At 58.5% G+C, this 15,923-nt stretch carries 14 protein-coding genes; 11 read left to right on the top strand and 3 right to left on the bottom strand.

The genetic code is table 11. The features are described from left to right. The first annotated feature begins 175 nt into the window (after positions 1–175). From QFX05_RS06655 to QFX05_RS06625, 7 genes are all read left to right on the top strand, one after another. Positions 176–919, top strand: coding sequence for a response regulator transcription factor (locus QFX05_RS06655; RefSeq protein WP_279741931.1), 744 nt, complete (start codon positions 176–178; stop codon positions 917–919). A 93-nt stretch (positions 920–1,012) separates the two neighbouring features. After that, positions 1,013–2,668 carry a sensor histidine kinase gene (locus tag QFX05_RS06650; RefSeq protein WP_279741930.1) on the top strand — a complete coding sequence of 552 codons (1,656 nt, stop codon included), beginning with the start codon at positions 1,013–1,015 and terminating at the stop codon, positions 2,666–2,668. Between the two features lie 250 nt (positions 2,669–2,918). Then, positions 2,919–3,620: a TetR/AcrR family transcriptional regulator gene (locus QFX05_RS06645; protein WP_279741929.1), complete on the top strand. Its 702-nt coding sequence runs from the start codon at positions 2,919–2,921 to the stop codon at positions 3,618–3,620. Between the two features lie 201 nt (positions 3,621–3,821). After that, positions 3,822–6,617: an MMPL family transporter gene (locus QFX05_RS06640; RefSeq protein ID WP_279741928.1), complete on the top strand. Its 2,796-nt coding sequence runs from the start codon at positions 3,822–3,824 to the stop codon at positions 6,615–6,617. Positions 6,618–6,689: 72 nt separating this feature from the next. Then, complete coding sequence (locus tag QFX05_RS06635; protein WP_279741981.1) at positions 6,690–7,145, top strand: fluoride efflux transporter FluC; 456 nt, start codon at positions 6,690–6,692, stop codon at positions 7,143–7,145. Next, positions 7,145–7,597, top strand: coding sequence for a fluoride efflux transporter FluC (locus QFX05_RS06630; RefSeq protein WP_279741927.1), 453 nt, complete (start codon positions 7,145–7,147; stop codon positions 7,595–7,597). Before QFX05_RS06635 ends, QFX05_RS06630 begins: the two co-directional genes overlap by 1 nt. Before the next feature lie 223 nt (positions 7,598–7,820). Continuing rightward, positions 7,821–8,462 carry a VanZ family protein gene (locus tag QFX05_RS06625; protein ID WP_279741926.1) on the top strand — a complete coding sequence of 214 codons (642 nt, stop codon included), beginning with the start codon at positions 7,821–7,823 and terminating at the stop codon, positions 8,460–8,462. Between the two features lie 190 nt (positions 8,463–8,652). Here QFX05_RS06625 and QFX05_RS06620 read toward each other — a convergent pair whose 3' ends face one another. The 3 genes from QFX05_RS06620 to QFX05_RS06610 all read right to left on the bottom strand — a co-directional run bounded on the left by QFX05_RS06620 (position 8,653) and on the right by QFX05_RS06610 (position 11,277). Then, on the bottom strand, positions 8,653–8,922 hold the full coding sequence (locus QFX05_RS06620) for an aquaporin (RefSeq protein ID WP_279741925.1): 270 nt from the start codon (positions 8,920–8,922) through the stop codon (positions 8,653–8,655). A gap of 446 nt (positions 8,923–9,368) precedes the next feature. Beyond that, positions 9,369–10,598: an acetylornithine deacetylase gene (gene argE / locus QFX05_RS06615; RefSeq protein WP_279741924.1), complete on the bottom strand. Its 1,230-nt coding sequence runs from the start codon at positions 10,596–10,598 to the stop codon at positions 9,369–9,371. A 136-nt stretch (positions 10,599–10,734) separates the two neighbouring features. Then, positions 10,735–11,277 carry a flavin reductase family protein gene (locus tag QFX05_RS06610; protein ID WP_279741923.1) on the bottom strand — a complete coding sequence of 181 codons (543 nt, stop codon included), beginning with the start codon at positions 11,275–11,277 and terminating at the stop codon, positions 10,735–10,737. A 393-nt stretch (positions 11,278–11,670) separates the two neighbouring features. Between QFX05_RS06610 and QFX05_RS06605 the strand changes: the two genes are divergently transcribed. The 4 genes from QFX05_RS06605 to QFX05_RS06590 all read left to right on the top strand — a co-directional run bounded on the left by QFX05_RS06605 (position 11,671) and on the right by QFX05_RS06590 (position 15,918). Then, on the top strand, positions 11,671–13,671 hold the full coding sequence (locus QFX05_RS06605) for a DUF6541 family protein (RefSeq protein ID WP_279741922.1): 2,001 nt from the start codon (positions 11,671–11,673) through the stop codon (positions 13,669–13,671). A 254-nt stretch (positions 13,672–13,925) separates the two neighbouring features. After that, positions 13,926–14,612 carry a glycosyltransferase family 2 protein gene (locus QFX05_RS06600; RefSeq protein WP_371567857.1) on the top strand — a complete coding sequence of 229 codons (687 nt, stop codon included), beginning with the start codon at positions 13,926–13,928 and terminating at the stop codon, positions 14,610–14,612. A 2-nt stretch (positions 14,613–14,614) separates the two neighbouring features. Beyond that, positions 14,615–14,992, top strand: coding sequence for a DUF2304 domain-containing protein (locus QFX05_RS06595; RefSeq protein ID WP_279741920.1), 378 nt, complete (start codon positions 14,615–14,617; stop codon positions 14,990–14,992). Between the two features lie 50 nt (positions 14,993–15,042). Further along, positions 15,043–15,918 carry a glycosyltransferase family 2 protein gene (locus tag QFX05_RS06590; RefSeq protein ID WP_279741919.1) on the top strand — a complete coding sequence of 292 codons (876 nt, stop codon included), beginning with the start codon at positions 15,043–15,045 and terminating at the stop codon, positions 15,916–15,918. Positions 15,919–15,923: the final 5 nt, after the last annotated feature.

Raw genomic sequence — 15,923 nt, 5'->3', positions numbered from 1 at the left:
TTACCTAAGCTAGTACAAATTCTACCGAAAGTTTGAAACCGTCATAAAGGGTTAACGCGCAAATGTGGGGTAAAGCTGTGTCCCAACTGTGATGAGGGTAAGCATTCCATAAGTTTGCGGCTGAAAACCGACTCCCGCCCCGCCGCGAACCCTAAATCGCGATACCCTTAATCACATGAGCAGTAAAGCAACCGAAATCGCAAAGAGTCTTCCCGCGCTAGAGCACCCGGATGGTAGTCCCATCCGCGCCCTCGTTGTTGACGACGAGGAGATGCTCAAAGAACTCGTCAGCATGGGTTTGAAAATGATTGGCTGGGAGGTGCAGTCCGCAGGTGATGGCCCCTCCGCGCTCGCGATTGCCCGCGATTGGCGTCCCGATGTGCTCGTGCTGGATATTATGATGCCCGGCTTCGACGGCCTTGAGTTGCTCTCCCGTATCCGCAAGTTCTACCCCGAAGTTCCCTGCCTCTTCCTGACCGCTAAGGATTCAGTCGATAACCGTATCGAAGGCCTTGCCGCCGGTGCGGACGACTACGTGACCAAGCCCTTCTCCATGGAAGAAGTTATGATTCGTCTGCACCGCCTAGTGCAGCGCTCAGGTGTTGCTGCCATTGACGACGCTGAGCTGGTCGTCGGCGATCTGGTGCTGAACCAGGACACCCGCGAGGTGACCCGCGGTGGTGAGCAGATCAACCTCACCGCAACCCAGTTCGACCTGCTGCGCTACCTCATGGAGAACGCGAAGCGCGTGGTCTCCAAGAGTCAGATTCTTGATAATGTCTGGAACTACGATTTTGGTGGTCAGGCAAATATTGTGGAGCTGTACATCTCGTACCTGCGTAAGAAGATTGATGTGGGCCGTGAACCAATGATTCACACCGTGCGCGGTGCTGGTTACGTGCTACGTCCCGCCGTCTAAGTTTATTCTCTGCTCTTCATATGGCGCGGTATAACACTCGGTTATGCCGCGCCGTATCAGTTATATTCCGTATTTCGAATACAGAAAGAAAGGATGTTTGTGGGCTTCTACTCACCCGGTGAACCCGCCTCCCCGGATAACGAAGCAACCCGCTCCCTGCGCACGGGTACCCCCGCACGAGACGGTGCCGCACCTTCCCGCACGAACTTCTTCGTGCGCCTACGCGCCGCCTGGAAGAGTATGAGGAACCCCGAGGCATCCCCCGAAGAACTCGGGTACGTGCCCCACCTTCGTTCGCGCCTTATCGCCATCCTCGTGACAGCCCTCGGCATTGCATGCCTCATCATCGGCCTGTCCACCTACGTGACCCTGCAGAACTCCCTCTACCAGCAGGCACAAAGCGACCTCAAAGAAACCAGCCACCGCGTAGTGCAGCCGACCTCCCGAGACGGCAAGCGAGAAGAAGTGGACTGCAGTGACCTGCAGAAGAGCAGCTCCCTCTTTGCGCCCGGTCAGGCGTCCGGAACTATCATCACCTGCGTGGAATCCGAAGGTGCCGTAGAAGTCGCCAGCAAGCTCACCAAGGAGGGCACCGTACAAACCCTCTCCACCAACGACCAGGTAACCCTCGGAACCATGGCACTCAACGCCACCAAAGAGGAAGTCCGAGAGATCAAGCTGGAATCCGGCCTGTACCTCGTGAAAATCACCCCGAAGGCTAATAGCAGCGCCGACGCCCAGGTGGTTGGTATTCCGCTCGCCAACGTGCAACAGACCCTCACTATCTTCGTGATTGTGGTAGCCCTCGGTTCCATTGCCGTGATGGTTGGTGCCGGTGTAGCGGGCTCCTACATTATTCGCGGCACCATGAAGCCCCTGGAGCGAGTCTCCGCGGTGGCAACCGATGTGGCGCACCTGGACCTGGAAGAGCACACCATCTCCTCGGCGGTGCGAGTGGAACCGCGCGATTCCGACCCGCGCACCGAAGTGGGTGCCGTGGGCTACGCCCTCAATCAGCTGCTGGATAACGTGAACTCCGCCCTCGAGGTGCGCGAACGGACTGAACACCAGATTCGGGCCTTCATTGCGGACGCCTCCCACGAGCTGCGCACGCCCCTTGCCGCCATTAAGGGGTACTCCGACATGCTCCGCTGGACCGAGCCGCTCAGTGAATCCGGTAAATCCTCCCTGGCGCGTATCGACTCGCAGACCGAACGTATGTCACGCCTCGTGGAGGACCTGCTGACCCTCGCTCGCCTGGATGAAGGCCGTGAACCCAAGTTTGAGCTCGTCGATCTGACTGAACTGGTGCTTGAATGTACCTCCGACATGCAGGCTGCCGCGCGCACCCACGAATGGCACCTGAACCTATCCGACGAGCCGGTTGAGGTCGTGGCGGATCGATCCCAGATTCAACGCGTCATCTTGAACCTGCTCTCGAATGCCCGCAAGCACGCCGATGAAGGTACGCGTGTGACTGCGGGCCTGGCTGTGGATACTGCACGCCGTGAAGCTGTAGTGACTGTGAGTGATAACGGTCCGGGTATTGCCCCTGACTTCTTGCCGAAGATTTTTGACCGCTTCACCCGCGCCGATAAGGCACGCTCCGGTTCGGTTGGAACCACTGGTCTGGGGTTGGCGATTGTGCAGGCGATTGTGCAGGCGCACGGCGGTTCGATTCAGGTGCAGAGCCAGCCTGGGCATACGGTCTTTACGGTGCGTCTGCCTTTAGAAGCGGCGCGCGCCTAATGCACCTGCTTGGTGGCTCGCTGAGCGGGTAGCCGGGTGAGCGCTCGAGGGTGGGGTGTGTTGTGCGCTCCTCACCCCTTTGGTGTGTTTTTTAGGGTGTTCTAGCGTTCTGGCAGGCTAAAATACTAAATCACATATTGATTAAACATTAAATCTTCACCTCAAGTTTATTGCCTTGAGTGCAAATATATGGTGAATCTAACCCCCAAATAGTTACTCTCAGTGAAACATTGCGCGTATTGTAAAAAGCATGGCTAATCTTGTTGAATCCCCCGCAAACATCACGGACAAGCGTTCCGCCCGCAAGGCAGAGAACCGCATTGCAATCGTTGAGGCGGCAGAATCCCTCATCCTTGAGGGCGGCTACGGCGCCCTCAACACAGAAGCACTCGCAGAACGCGCAGGCGTCTCCCGCCGCACCATCTTCAACCACTTCGCCTCCGTAGACGACGTGCTGGTCACCCGCATGAACCAGTACTTCAATCGCATCTTCGAAAAATGCGACTTCACCGTCTCCGGTGAAAACGCAAGTATGGAAGCCGAAATGCTCTCCATCGCCCGCAAGGTCTTCATGAGCAACACCCTCGAAGAGTACATCGCACCCTTCGTACACCTGCTCTACGCCCTCGAAATGGACAGCCCCGCGAAGTTCGAAGAATACTCGCACGTCATCCTTGAGCGCACCTACGACATCTTCCTCGAACAGTACCTCGCGGCATACCCCGACCTGCCCTACCTGCGCGTGGCAGTCTTCGCCTCCAACCTCTCCGAAACCATTGGTGAAGGCATCTACTACTACCTCACCCGCGCCGAAGAAATAACCGCCAAGGTCTCAGTGGAAGCCCCCGAAAGCATCCACCCCGAAGCGCTCGCCATTGAAACAATGCGCCAGTGCGTACTCGAAGCACTCGATTACCTGAGTCGTCTGGTCCAGGGCGAATTCGCAAGCTAAGCCCCATAGCTTCAACGCTCAAACACTCTCGCTCGGGCAACTCATCTACAGGTCCCCGGGGCGGGGTATTTTTTGCCCAAAACAGGTAGTAGCGTTCGTAGTGCGGGGCAAAACTGCTCGGTAAAACGGCAGGGCAAACACCACACGCACCCAACCACCTCACCGCTCCCTACTCTTCACTCAACTTCAAAGGACTAAATCATGGCTACATGGCTCTACCGCATCGGTGAAGCCGCTGCCCGTCGTGCATGGACTGTCATCCTTATCTGGGCACTCATCATTGCCGGTGTAGCGGGTGCCTATGCCGTGTTCCACGGCAAGCTCAGCAATACCTTCACCATGCCTGGAACGCAGACCCAGCAGCTCTCCGATGAGCTTGCACAGCGCTTCCCCAGCGCCAACCGCGGCTCCGGTCAGATCATTCTTACGACCGGTGATGGCACCGGCCTCACCGAAGAGCAGAAGCAGGCATTCTCCACCGCACTGCGTGCACTGCCCAGTGAGGTACCTTCTGTGGATGCGGTCACCGACCCGTTCACCACCACCTCCAAGCTTGCAGAAGCAAAAACCCGGCTCGACGAGGCGCACGCCAAAATTGACGCCGCCCCCTCCCAGATGGAGGACGGCAAAAAGCAGCTGAATACCGCCGCCTCGCAGCTTGAGGTAGGTATGAAGCAGATTGCCGACAACGAGAAGAAACTCGACGACTCACAAGCACAGATTAGTGCGGGTCAGGAGCAGGTCGCCTCTGCACAGAAGCAGCTGGATGACGCGCAGGCACAGCTGAAGGGCGGCTACGCCCAGGCGGAGGCGGCAGGCTCACCCGCCGCCACGATCGAGCAACTCGATGCTCAGCAAGCGCAGCTGACCGAGCAGCAGGATGCCCTCAATCAGCAACGCGATACCCTGACCGAGAGCCAGAAGCAGGTTGATGCGGGCCGTGCAGAAATTGCCTCTAAGAAGGACGAGCTGGCTGAGGGCCAGAAGAAGCTGGATGAGCAACGCAACCAGCTGCAGAAGACTGAGAGTGAGCTGCCGGCGCAGCGTGAGCAGTTAGAGCGCCAGCAGAAGCTCTACGACTTTGCCTCCGGCTACCGTATGGTCTCTGAGGATCAGTCCACGGCGATTGCGACTGTCTCGTTTAAGAAGAAGATTTACGAGGTGCCATCCACTGAACTGCAGAAGGTCATGTCCAATCTCGAGTCGGCGAACCTGCACGGGGCGATCATCCAGTTTGACGTGAATCTGAGTGAATCCGCGCTAGGCGGCGGCTCACACACCGGTGAGGTTGCGGGCATGGTCATCGCCTTCATCGTGCTCATGGTCATGCTCGGCACCCTCGTGGCTGCTGGCCTGCCGATTCTCATGTCTCTGGTGGGCGTGGTGGTGGGTGTGCTCGGTACGCTTTCCCTCTCTTCCGTTGTGGAGATGAGCTCCACAGCCTACACCCTGGGCCTGATGCTTGGCTTGGCGGTCGGTATCGACTATTCGCTGTTCATTCTGAACCGCTACCGCACGAACCTGCTGGACGGTATGCCGAAGATCCAGGCAATTGCCCTGGCGAACGGCACGAGCGGTAACGCCGTGATTTTTGCGGCGAGCACTGTGATTATTGCACTCGTAGCGCTAAATGTGACCGGTATTCCCTTCCTGGGCGTGATGGGTAATGCCGCTGCGTTCTGCGTGGTTGTTGCCGCCCTAATCGCGGTGACGCTTACCCCGGCGGTGCTGTCCATGGCAAGTACCAAAATCATGTCGAAGAAGCTGTGGGCTTCCATAGACACCCCGCAGAAAATTGCGGAACGCCGCGCGCGGGATGCCGAACGTACCGAGAAGCCGAACGGCTGGTTGCGCCTCGTGCTGGCGCGTCCGCTACTGACTCTGGTGGTCGGTACGCTGGCGCTGCTGGCGGTTGCCGCCCCCATGTCTCAGATGCGCCTGGGCCTGCCGGACGCCTCGAACTACCCCTCCGATAGCGCCGCGTACAAGTCGTATGCGCTGGTCAAGGACAAGTTCGGTGAGGGTATGAGTGCCCCGCTGATTGCGGTCGCGCACACGCCCGCGAACATGAGCGAGGAGCATGCTCAGCAGGCGCAAATTGATATCGCCTCTGCGGTGAAGGAACGCGGCGGTGCGAACGTGCAGGCTGTGGTTCCCGGCGGCATGACCGATGACCGTACCCTCATGATTTTCCAGGTGATTCCTGCCTATAGCGCAAGCTCTGTGGAGACTGAAGAGCTCGTCCACGAGCTGCGTTCCGTGACCGTTCCGGTTCAGGGCTCTAAGGTGTCTCTCGGCATTGCGGGTCAGACCAGCGGCAATATTGACGTCTCCGAGGTGCTTGCCCAGAAGCTACCCCTGTACCTGGGCGTGGTAATGGGGCTGTCCTTCCTGGTGCTGATTCTGGTGTTCCGTTCGATTATGGTTCCGCTGGTTGCCTCGGTGGGCTTCCTTTTCTCGGTGCTGGCGAGCTTCGGCGCCGTGGTGTCGATTTACCAGTTAGGCTTCATGAGCTTCCTCTTCGGGGTTGACCACCCGGGTCCGGTGCTGTCTTTCCTGCCGACCCTGCTCATCGGTATTCTTTTCGGTCTTGCCATGGATTACCAGATGTTCCTGGTGACCGGTATGCGTGAAGCGTACGTGCACGGCAAGGATGCGACGACCGCCATTGTGAGCGGCTACAACCATGCGGTGCGTGTGGTGGTGGCTGCCGCGATCATCATGATTTCAGTGTTTGGTGGCTTCATCTTTGCTGATTCGACCATGATCCGCCCGATGGGCTTTGGTTTGGCGTTCGGTGTGCTCGTGGATGCGTTCATTGTTCGCATGACGCTGACCCCGGCGATTATGGCTCTGCTGGGCGATAAGGCGTGGTGGATGCCGAAGTGGCTGGATCGCCTCACTCCGAATATGGATGTTGAGGGCGCCGCACTGAGTGAGAAGATTCAGCATGGGCACGACTCTGCTGCTACTGACTCGGGTAACAAGCTCGGGTAAGAGTAAAGTATTTAGTGTGCGCTATAGCGCACACTAAATACTTATGCGATGTGAAAGGGCAGGTGCACGGTGATGAGGAGCCGCGCGAGTATCCGACAGAGGATAGGAAGCGTTCTGAACCGTGTGCCTGCCCCTTTTCTTGTCTTTCTAGGTGGTGGCACGGGTACGCTGTGTCGCGTGTATACCCCCGGCGGCGTGCTGGTGGCGAACCTGCTGGGGTCGTTCACGCTGGGTCTATTGACGGTGGTGTGGAATGCCTACGCGCGCCGTGACGGTGAGGATCGGATTCATTCGTTCCGCCTACTGTTTGGTGCCGGTATGATGGGTGGATACACAACGTATTCTTCAATTGCGGCGGTAGTAGCGCAGACGATTTTTCTGCCGTACACGGTGCATAGCGGGTATATGGTGTTGGCGGTGCTGGTGCTGCTTGTGGGTGGTTTAGTTGCCGCCGCTGCGGGCATGCTGATGGGTCGTTTTGTGGGGTCCCGTCTGGTGCCTGCCAGTGATGTTGAGGAGGGCTGCTAATGTTTTTTGCTCTGATGGTTTTCCTCTGCGGCGGTCTGGGCGCTATGGCCCGCTTCTTTGTGGATAAGGCGATGTCGCCTCGCCTGCGTACGGAGTTGTCGATTATTAGCCCGGTGTTCGTCATTAACCTGGTGGGTTCGTTCTTCTATGGGTTGCTGATTATGCCGGTGTCTAATCCTCGTGCGCTGGGCGTTCACTATAACGCTACGGATCAGGTGGCGTTCTGGTGCACGGTGATTACGACCGGTCTACTGGGTGGCTTTACGACATTTTCGACCGCCATGGTGGAAGCACTGACCGCCCGCTCTGAGGGGAAGATGGTGAAGTTTCTGATGCTCTGGCTGGTGCAGGTGCTTGGTGCGATGGTGGCCGCGATTGCGGGTGCCTTCGTGTTCGTGTTGCTTTTTGGGCGGTATATTGCTCCGGTGTTTCCGTTGGATGTTTTGTACTGATGGGACCAGCTGTGGTGGTTCTCATGGCGTGTTGGGTGCCGTACAGCTTTTTCACAGTTTCGCCTATGGTGAGCCATAGAGCGGTCTTTTAGACTGGTGGTGAACGATATGCGGCGGGTACGAACAATAACCCGTTATATGCGACCAAAAATATATGCCAGAAAAGCCATATATACATGTGGAGTTCATATAAATCACTCTCACGACCCAAGGAACACACAGCATGCAGGAACTACTCAGTAAACATATGATTGGCACCTTCGCTATCGAGATTGCGGCACTCACAGTCGCGCTCTCCATCATCGGATTTATTGGTATGCGCCTGCGTGCCAAGAAGACCGGTCGAACGTACGGCGTCCGCCAGTACCTGCTGACTGCGTCCTTCGCGCTGTTTCTCGCCTCAATTCTTTCACTGACGCTAACTCCGATTGGTGGCGCAAATAGCGTCACGAACCCTGAGCTGTACTACCCGCGCTTCTATGTGGGCTGGAGCTGGCAGCAGGCGTGGGAGCTGACTGCCGGCATGGGTCTGAACCGCTTCGCAACCACCGTGTATGCGCAGCTCTTCTTCAATATTGCAATGTTCATCCCCCTGGGCTTCTTCACCGCGGGTTGCCTGCGCTGGGGTCTGCGCGCTACGGCGCTGAGCGGCTTCGCGCTCTCAAGCTTCATTGAGTTGAGCCAGCTGACCGGTAACTGGGGTCTGGCGGGCTTCACCTACCGCACCTTCGATGTGGATGACATTGTGAATAACACTGCCGGCGCGGTCCTTGGCGCGGCCTGTATCTGGGCGGTGCGCACGATTCAGAAACGCCGCACGGCTAAGCATGACCGGGTGCTGGAAATGGCTAACGCCGCCGCGTAGAATCCTCTGGAACTCCCCAAACTCCCTTCCGCGAGGGGTTCGCTGTTTTTAGGTGCAACCTCGCCGGATAAATCTACTCAGATATACCCGGCTAGATGAAACCTTAGACAGAGAAGTTCCCAAACGGGAAGACTAGCCGTTTTCGGTCACCCGGTTGACGATGAGGATACTACGGTTGCCCTTGATCTCCTCAGGCATCAGGATCGGCATGGAACCGGTCGGCGTGTATGTTGCCGCGCGGACCGAAGTCACGGGCGGGGTTGAGGTGGCCGCCGGAGTATGCGTGGGAGGCGTAGACACCGAAGGTGACGGCGAATCCCCAACCGAAGGCGATGGTGAAGAAGTTGTCGCCGTGGCCTTTGGATCGGCGAAGTTCGACGTTGGCGATGACGCCGCAGCCGATGGTGCACATGATGAGCGTGCCGAGGAATTCGGCGAGGTAGGGGCTGATGGTGTACACGGGATGTCCTTCAGGTAGTGAAGTGCAGGTGGTGCAGTGCCGAGCGCGAGGGGGTGTGATTTTGTGTGGGCTATGCCACATGGGTAGCATGTGTAACCTTCGGCATCTATGGAATCCTGAATACCTTGGGAGGGCAATACTTTAGTGTTATTTCACCCTTATACATAAGCGATTTTTCGGGTTTTTCATTTAAAAATAAATGTGGAAGATGAGGGAGAAACCGGGCGTAGTCCATACCGTGGACTCACTCCCTCAGTTCGCGGTTTCTCCCCATGGTTGATTCCACGGCTCAATCAACACTCGCCCCCGCCATCAGCACAGAATGCCCGGGCACCCCAATGGGGTGCCCGGGCAGATTCTAGAATTTCTAGGTTATGGCGGTTTTGGGCAACTCGTGCGAGCCGCCGTGGACTGGCTGTTACGCTGCTACACGGTTGCTACTTGTACTACTTGGCGCTCGCCCAGTCGAGAATCGCCTCGAAGAAGCGCTCACATTCGCTCAACTGCTCCAGCTCAATCCACTCGTTCGGAGTGTGCGCCTGGGCAATATCGCCGGGGCCGCAAATGATGCTCTGCACGCCGGCACGCTGGAACTGGCCCGCCTCGGTGCCGTAGGTGACCTTCTGCGGTGCACCGTCGGTGCCCAGCCACTCGTGCACCAGGTGAATGAGCGGCGCGTCATCGGCGGTACCCAGGCCCGGCACGGCGGCGAGTAGCTCGTGCTTCACACTCACGCGTGAGGTGAGGCTACCGGGCTGTGCGCCGGTCAGCTTCTCGGCGCGTGCGGCGCGTGCCTGCAAATCCGGCAGGATCACCTCTGAAAGCTCGCGGTCAATGCGCTCCACGAAGGACTCGGTGGTCACCTGCGGCAGGGTGCGCACATCGTACTCTACGACCGCCTGCTCGGCGACGATGTTGTACTGCAGACCGCCAGTAGCCAGGTTCACGCTACCGGTGGAGTGGGGAATGATGAACGACTCGTCGTAGGGGCCTTCTTCTTCCCACTGGTCCGCCATGTCGGTGAAGAAGGTGATGAATTCGCCGGCTGCGGCGACCGCATTCACGCCGTGGGTTGCCAGGGAGCCGTGTTTGGGCACGCCGGTGAAGGTGACGCGGCCGCGGTGCGCGCCCTTGTGCGCGGAGATAATGCGCATGCTGGAGGGCTCACCAACAATCGCGTAGTCGGGGGCGAGGTCGCGCGCCACGAACTCCTCAATGAGGGAGGGCGCACCGATGCAACCGATTTCTTCATCGTAGGAGAACGCGAAGTGCAGGGGAGTGCGCAGCTTCGCCTCGGCAACGCGCGGCAGCAGCCAGAGCGCCACGGCGAGGAAGCCTTTCATGTCGCATACACCGCGGCCGTAAGCGCGGGTACCCTCCACGCGCAGGGTGAACGGGTCTGCGTCCCATGCCTGACCCGCAACGGGTACAACGTCCGTGTGGCCGGAGAGGATAACGCCGCCGCGGGTGGTGCCGTCAGTAGCGGGAATCGTGACCAGTAGGTTAGCGCGGGTGCCGTCCTCATTGTAGGTGCGCACACCGCTGTAGCCGTAGCGGGCAAATTCGGCTTCGACGAGCTCAATGAGTTCCAGGTTGGAGGTTCCGGAGACAGTGGGGATCGCGATGAGCTTTTCGAGCCAGGGGAGGGATGCGGGCTGGGTAGTCTGAGCCGTCATGACTGTTCCTTCTGAGCTGTATTGGGTGCGCTGTGCCATCGTGTGCCGTATGCGCTTTTATGTTTAGGGTACGCCGCGGGGCGGTATTCGTCGCTTCATGGTCGTCGAATACCGCCCCGTGACCCCTGCGCGGGGGTTAGATGCTGTAGTTGTTCACGTTGGAGTGGTCACCCAGCGCGTGGAAGTTACGCGAGTGGTAGACCAGCGGGGTGCCTTCGCAATCGTTACGGATGAACTCTTCAACCTGGGCGGTGAAGACGATTGCGGGACCAGCCTCAACGCGGCTGAGCGGGGTTGCGCGCAGAACGCGGCGTACGCCGTGGACGAGTGGCTCGCCGGTGTGGACGAATTCCCAGGCGCTAGTGTCTTCGAAGCGGGGGTAATCGTGGGTGGCGAAGTTCTTGGCGATGGTGACATTCTCAGCGTCGAGCATGTGCACGAGGAAGGAGGAGGAGGCAGCGATCTTTGCTGCGGATCCGCTATTTGCCTTCAGGGAGAAGGCGATGATGGCGGGGTCTGCGGACACGGAGGTCAGGGAGGAGGCGGTGAAGCCTGCCGGTTCACCGTTTTCGTCGGTTGCGGTGATGATGGCGACGCCTGCGGGCTGGTGGCCGAAGGCTAGTTTGAATTGTTCGGAGGTATCGGCGATGAGCGCCTGTGCTGCAACGGTTTCGGTCATAATCGACCCTTTCTTCTGCGGCTGCGTTTGAGGGTTCGTCCTGTGGTGTTTGCTCTGGGCGACCCTTTAGTTAAGGGGAGATATGTTCAGAGTAAAGGTAAAGGATGCCGAACACCTTATTTATTGCCCTATGTTTCTTAGGCGAACCTTTCGTGACATTGGGTGTGAAATATTACGTCATAATCTTCGTCTTTTGGGAGCTTCGAAGATGCACTTTGCCGATTGCCCCGCATTAGGGCCTGAGTAGCGGGTTGTGGGTGCTATCCCTCTCTCTTCTGCGGGGTTTCGCGGGGTGTAGAGGCCTCTGAGGTATCCTTGCTAGGTACTTGAAAGCGTTTCGTGCCCCGTATTTGAGGGTTTTTTGGTGCGTGAACTGTGGTGAGATGAGGATTAATGAGCTGGTTGGCAACTATTCCGCTACTCCTTTTTGCGGTCATGTTGGCTTTTGGCCCCGGCTATGCAATGGGCTGGGCGTTGCGTGTTCCTGCACGTCTGCGTGTTTTTTACGCACCGTTGCTGACGTTTGCCCTAGTGACTGTCTCTGCGATTGTGCTGGGTAAGACCGGTATTCCGTGGAGCCTGATTTCTTTCGTGCTGGTCGCTGCAGTGCTGGTGGCTGCGGCTGCTGGTCTCATGTGGCTGGTGGGTCGCCGTTGGCCTGCTCTGGCGTCTGTTTCGTGGCCGGGTAATGATGTTCCTGTCGCGTGGCCGGTGGTGGGTGCAGTACTGGGGGGTTTCCTGGTACTGCACATGACCGAGGACATGGTGTTCGGTCCGGAGGCGTTCTCGCAGACCCTCGATAACTCCTACCACATGAACGCGATCCGCTGGATTCAGGAGCACGGCGACGCCTCCAGCCTGACCATGGGCGCTGTCTCCGGCATGAACCAGGAGCCGTACTTCTACCCCGCCGGTTGGCACGATTTCGTGTACCTGATTTACAACACCACCGGCACGAGCATTGCTACGGCAACCATCGTCATGATTCTGCTGGTGGCGGGCATTATCTGGCCTTGCTCCCTGGTGGCAATGTGCTTGAGCATTCCGCATCTGCGCCGCCTGCAGGCGCTCGCCATTCCGGCACTGACCTGCGGTTTCTTTGCGTTCCCCGGTCTGTTGCTGTTCTGGGGCGTGCTGTTCCCGAACCTTCTTGGTTACGCCCTACTACCCGCGTTCGTGGCGCTGCTGTCGCACATGATTCAGGTAATGGCGCGCCGCGAGTACTCCCTCGTGCTGTCCCTGTCGCTGACGATTCTGGTGGGTCTGGGCGGTTTGGCTCTGGTGCATCCGAACGCGGTGGTTTCTGCCGCAGTGTTTGCGGTGCCCATGCTTCTGGGCGGCGTGGTGCAGGTTCTGCGGACTCGTGGCGCGTCCACGCGTGAGCGTCTGGTGGGTACCGGCGTGCTGGTTGCCCTGATCGCCGGATGCGTCACCGCCTGGTCCGTGCTGCGCCCGAGCCAGGAGGCGAGCGAACTGTGGACCTCCATCATGGGCGAAGGCGAGGCGGTCTACCAGTTCCTGTTCCTGGGCCTGGAGAACGCGAACCCGCTGGGTGGTAATTTTGCTCCCGCCTACCTGGTCGGTTTCTTGGCGCTGTGGGGCGTTGGCTACCTGCTGTATAAGCGCCGTAACCTGTGGCTGATTGGCAGCTGGATGCTGGTCGGCTACATGTGGATTATTGCGGCTTCGGTGCCGCGCGGTGACTTCCGCCTGCTGATGGTAGGCCCCTGGTACACCGACCACTTCCGCCTGGCGGCGCTGGTGGTGTTCCCCTCCGTGCTTCTTGCCGGTATTGGCCTGGGCGGTGCCGTGGAGGGCATCTTCGTGCGCATCATGCACGCTATTCCGCGTGAGAAGCACGCGAAGGTCGCCCCGGCAATGATGGGTGCCGCCATGGTGCTGGTGCTCGCGGTTGCGGGCCTGTCCTCGCGTACCCCCGCAATGCATGACGCAACCCTCGAGGTGGCGAAGAGGTACCAGGTGACCCCGACCTCCGACATCCTGAACCAGGATGAGATGAACGTCATTAACGAGATTCCGAAGATCGTGCCCAAGGGCGACACCATCGTGAACAACCCCTGGGACGGTAGCGCCTACATTTACGCGCTGGCTGACCGCCACCTGACCAGCTACCACTTCGAGTTCCAGACCTCCCCGAAGTACGCGGCGATCCTGAACGATTTGAAGGACGCCCGCACGAACCCGGAAGTCTGCCGCGAGGTGAACCAGTACAAGGCTCACTGGTACGTGCACCTGGAGAACCAGGGCAACTTCGGCCCCAGCGAGCAGAAGAACTATGACGGCCTGGTGGCTGCTATCGACACGGACGTTCTGACCCCGGTGTACTCCTCAGGCCCGATGACTCTGTACCGCATTAGCGCCTGCGATAACTAATGCGCTAACTAGAAGGTGCGCCAACACCCCCTTATAGAGCGTATGCATCTCAGAGAATAAGTGGTGCAGTCTACAATCTGTCACCAAATCTTAGATGCCGCGGAACCACTGATATGATGAAAACCGGTATGTCCACTAGGGCATACCGGCTTTCACACGCACGGTAAGACACATTCATTAGGAGGGGTAACTGCCCTATGGGTTCTCCCGCACCGCCTCTCACCCCACTCACTTCACCTCGTACGCTGGTGATTATGCCCGCCTGGAACGAGGAAGAAGCACTGCCCGGCAGCATCGCTGAACTGAAGGAGACGGTACCCTACGTGGACCTGGTGGTGGTCAATGACGGCTCCACCGACAACACCTCCGCTGTGGCTCGTGAGGCGGGCGCTTTTGTGATTGACCTGCCCTACAACATGGGTGTGGGTGCCGCCATGCGCACCGGCTACAAGTACGCGCAGCGCATGGGCTACGACTACGCCATGCAGGTCGATTCGGACGGTCAGCACCACCCCGAGAGTATCCCTTCACTCATCGAGGCGGTGCAGGGTTACGACATCGTGATTGGTTCCCGTTTCGCTGATGGTGCGGCTGACTACGAGGTGTCCGGCCCGCGCAAGTGGGCGATGGGCCTGCTGTCGTTCCTGTTCACCCGCTCGGCGGGTACCCCGTTCACGGACGTGACGAGCGGTTTTAAGATCGCTAACCGCCGCGGTATCGACTTCTACTGCCGTAACCTGCCCGCCGAATACCTGGGCGATACGATCGACATCACCGCCATGGCTATTAACAATGGCTTGAAGGTGCGTCAGGTGCCGGTGCATATGCGTGAACGTCAGGGAGGTACCCCCTCCTCCGGTCCGCTGAAGTCTGCTGTCTATCTGGTTCGTTCACTGTTTGCCTACGGCATTTCGGTGAGCCGCCGTCCTGAGGAGAAGTAGCCGTGAGCGCCAGTGTTTTCTTCTTGATCCTTGCCGTACTGATCTGCACTTTCGTGGTGATTCAGGTGCGTAACCAGCGCATGAAGGAGCGGTACGCCGCCCTATGGCTGATTATTGGTACCACCATTATTGTGTTGGGTGTTTTCCCGAATCTTCTGAATGGTGTGGCGCATTTTGTGGGCGTCGCCCTGCCGGTGAATCTGCTGTTCCTCCTGTCTATTCTGCTGCTGATGGGTGTGAGTATTCACCTGACTCTGGAGCTGTCGCGCCTGTCGGAGAAGACCCGCATTCTGGCTGAGGAAGTCGCCATCCTGAAGGCGCTTCAGGAGCAGCCGGAGGGCGCTGCCGGTGCGAAAAAGCGTAACCAGCAGGAATCTTAAAAGCTTTACTGTCGAACTTTTCACCCCTTTGTGAGTTGGAGTAATACCTCATGACCGTTGATATTCTGTTCCCCTACTACGGCGACGTCGCCATGATGAAGCAGGCTGTGCTGTCTGTGGTCGGTCAGACCAACCCGGACTGGCGCCTGATTGTTGTTGATGACGGCTACCCGGACGACTCGATTCCCGGCTGGTTCGAGTCGCTGAAGGACGAGCGCATCACCTATATGCGTAATGAAACCAACCTGGGTGCGAACGCGAACTACTGCAAGTGCCTGACCTTTGTGGAGAACGAGCTGGTCACCGTCATGGGTGCTGACGACGTCATGCTCCCCAACTATGTGCAGTGGCTCGTGGATGCGGCGGCTAAGCACCCTGAGGCGTCCATTTTCCAGCCCGGCGTGGTCGTGATTGATGAGAACAACGGCCTGTCGAACACTCTGGTGGAGCAGACTAAGGCGTTCTACCGCCCCAAGGGTGAGGCTGTTCTGCAGGGGGAGGAGCTGGCTACCTCCCTGCTGCGCGGCGCGTGGTTCTACTTCCCCTCCCTGGGTTGGCGTAAGGACGCTATCGTGGGCACCGGCTTCCGTGAGGGCCTGAACGTTATCCAGGACATGGCGCTGATCCTCGACATTACGATGCGCGGCGGCTCCCTGTACTACGATCCGCAGGTTGCGTTCATGTACCGCCGCCACGGTGGTTCTGACTCGTCCTGGCGTGCCCTGGAGGGTACCCGCTTTGAGGAGGAGCGCCGCTACTACAACACCATGGTTGAAGAGATGACTGCCCTGGGTTGGACGAAGGCTGCTCGTGTGGCGCGTATTCGCTTCTCCTCGCGTGCTCACGCGCTGACTCTGCTACCGAAGGCGGCTCTGGCGAAGAAGTGGCAGGGTGTTAAGAACCTTGCTGAGCATGTGGTGAAGTAAACTCT

It is taken from the genome of Rothia similimucilaginosa (genome assembly GCF_029850875.1).
Lineage (GTDB): Bacteria > Actinomycetota > Actinomycetes > Actinomycetales > Micrococcaceae > Rothia.
This window is presented reverse-complemented; position numbering and strand designations above follow the sequence as displayed.

Coding starts and splice junctions, on each gene's coding strand:
- QFX05_RS06605 (WP_279741922.1), top strand. CDS start 11,671: ATGAGCTGGTTGGCAACTATTCCGCTACTCCTTTTTGCGGTCATGTTG.
- QFX05_RS06645 (WP_279741929.1), top strand. CDS start 2,919: ATGGCTAATCTTGTTGAATCCCCCGCAAACATCACGGACAAGCGTTCC.
- QFX05_RS06635 (WP_279741981.1), top strand. CDS start 6,690: ATGAGGAGCCGCGCGAGTATCCGACAGAGGATAGGAAGCGTTCTGAAC.
- QFX05_RS06655 (WP_279741931.1), top strand. CDS start 176: ATGAGCAGTAAAGCAACCGAAATCGCAAAGAGTCTTCCCGCGCTAGAG.
- QFX05_RS06650 (WP_279741930.1), top strand. CDS start 1,013: ATGTTTGTGGGCTTCTACTCACCCGGTGAACCCGCCTCCCCGGATAAC.
- QFX05_RS06625 (WP_279741926.1), top strand. CDS start 7,821: ATGCAGGAACTACTCAGTAAACATATGATTGGCACCTTCGCTATCGAG.
- QFX05_RS06630 (WP_279741927.1), top strand. CDS start 7,145: ATGTTTTTTGCTCTGATGGTTTTCCTCTGCGGCGGTCTGGGCGCTATG.
- QFX05_RS06610 (WP_279741923.1), bottom strand. CDS start 11,277: ATGACCGAAACCGTTGCAGCACAGGCGCTCATCGCCGATACCTCCGAA.
- QFX05_RS06600 (WP_371567857.1), top strand. CDS start 13,926: ATGCCCGCCTGGAACGAGGAAGAAGCACTGCCCGGCAGCATCGCTGAA.
- QFX05_RS06640 (WP_279741928.1), top strand. CDS start 3,822: ATGGCTACATGGCTCTACCGCATCGGTGAAGCCGCTGCCCGTCGTGCA.
- QFX05_RS06590 (WP_279741919.1), top strand. CDS start 15,043: ATGACCGTTGATATTCTGTTCCCCTACTACGGCGACGTCGCCATGATG.
- argE (WP_279741924.1), bottom strand. CDS start 10,598: ATGACGGCTCAGACTACCCAGCCCGCATCCCTCCCCTGGCTCGAAAAG.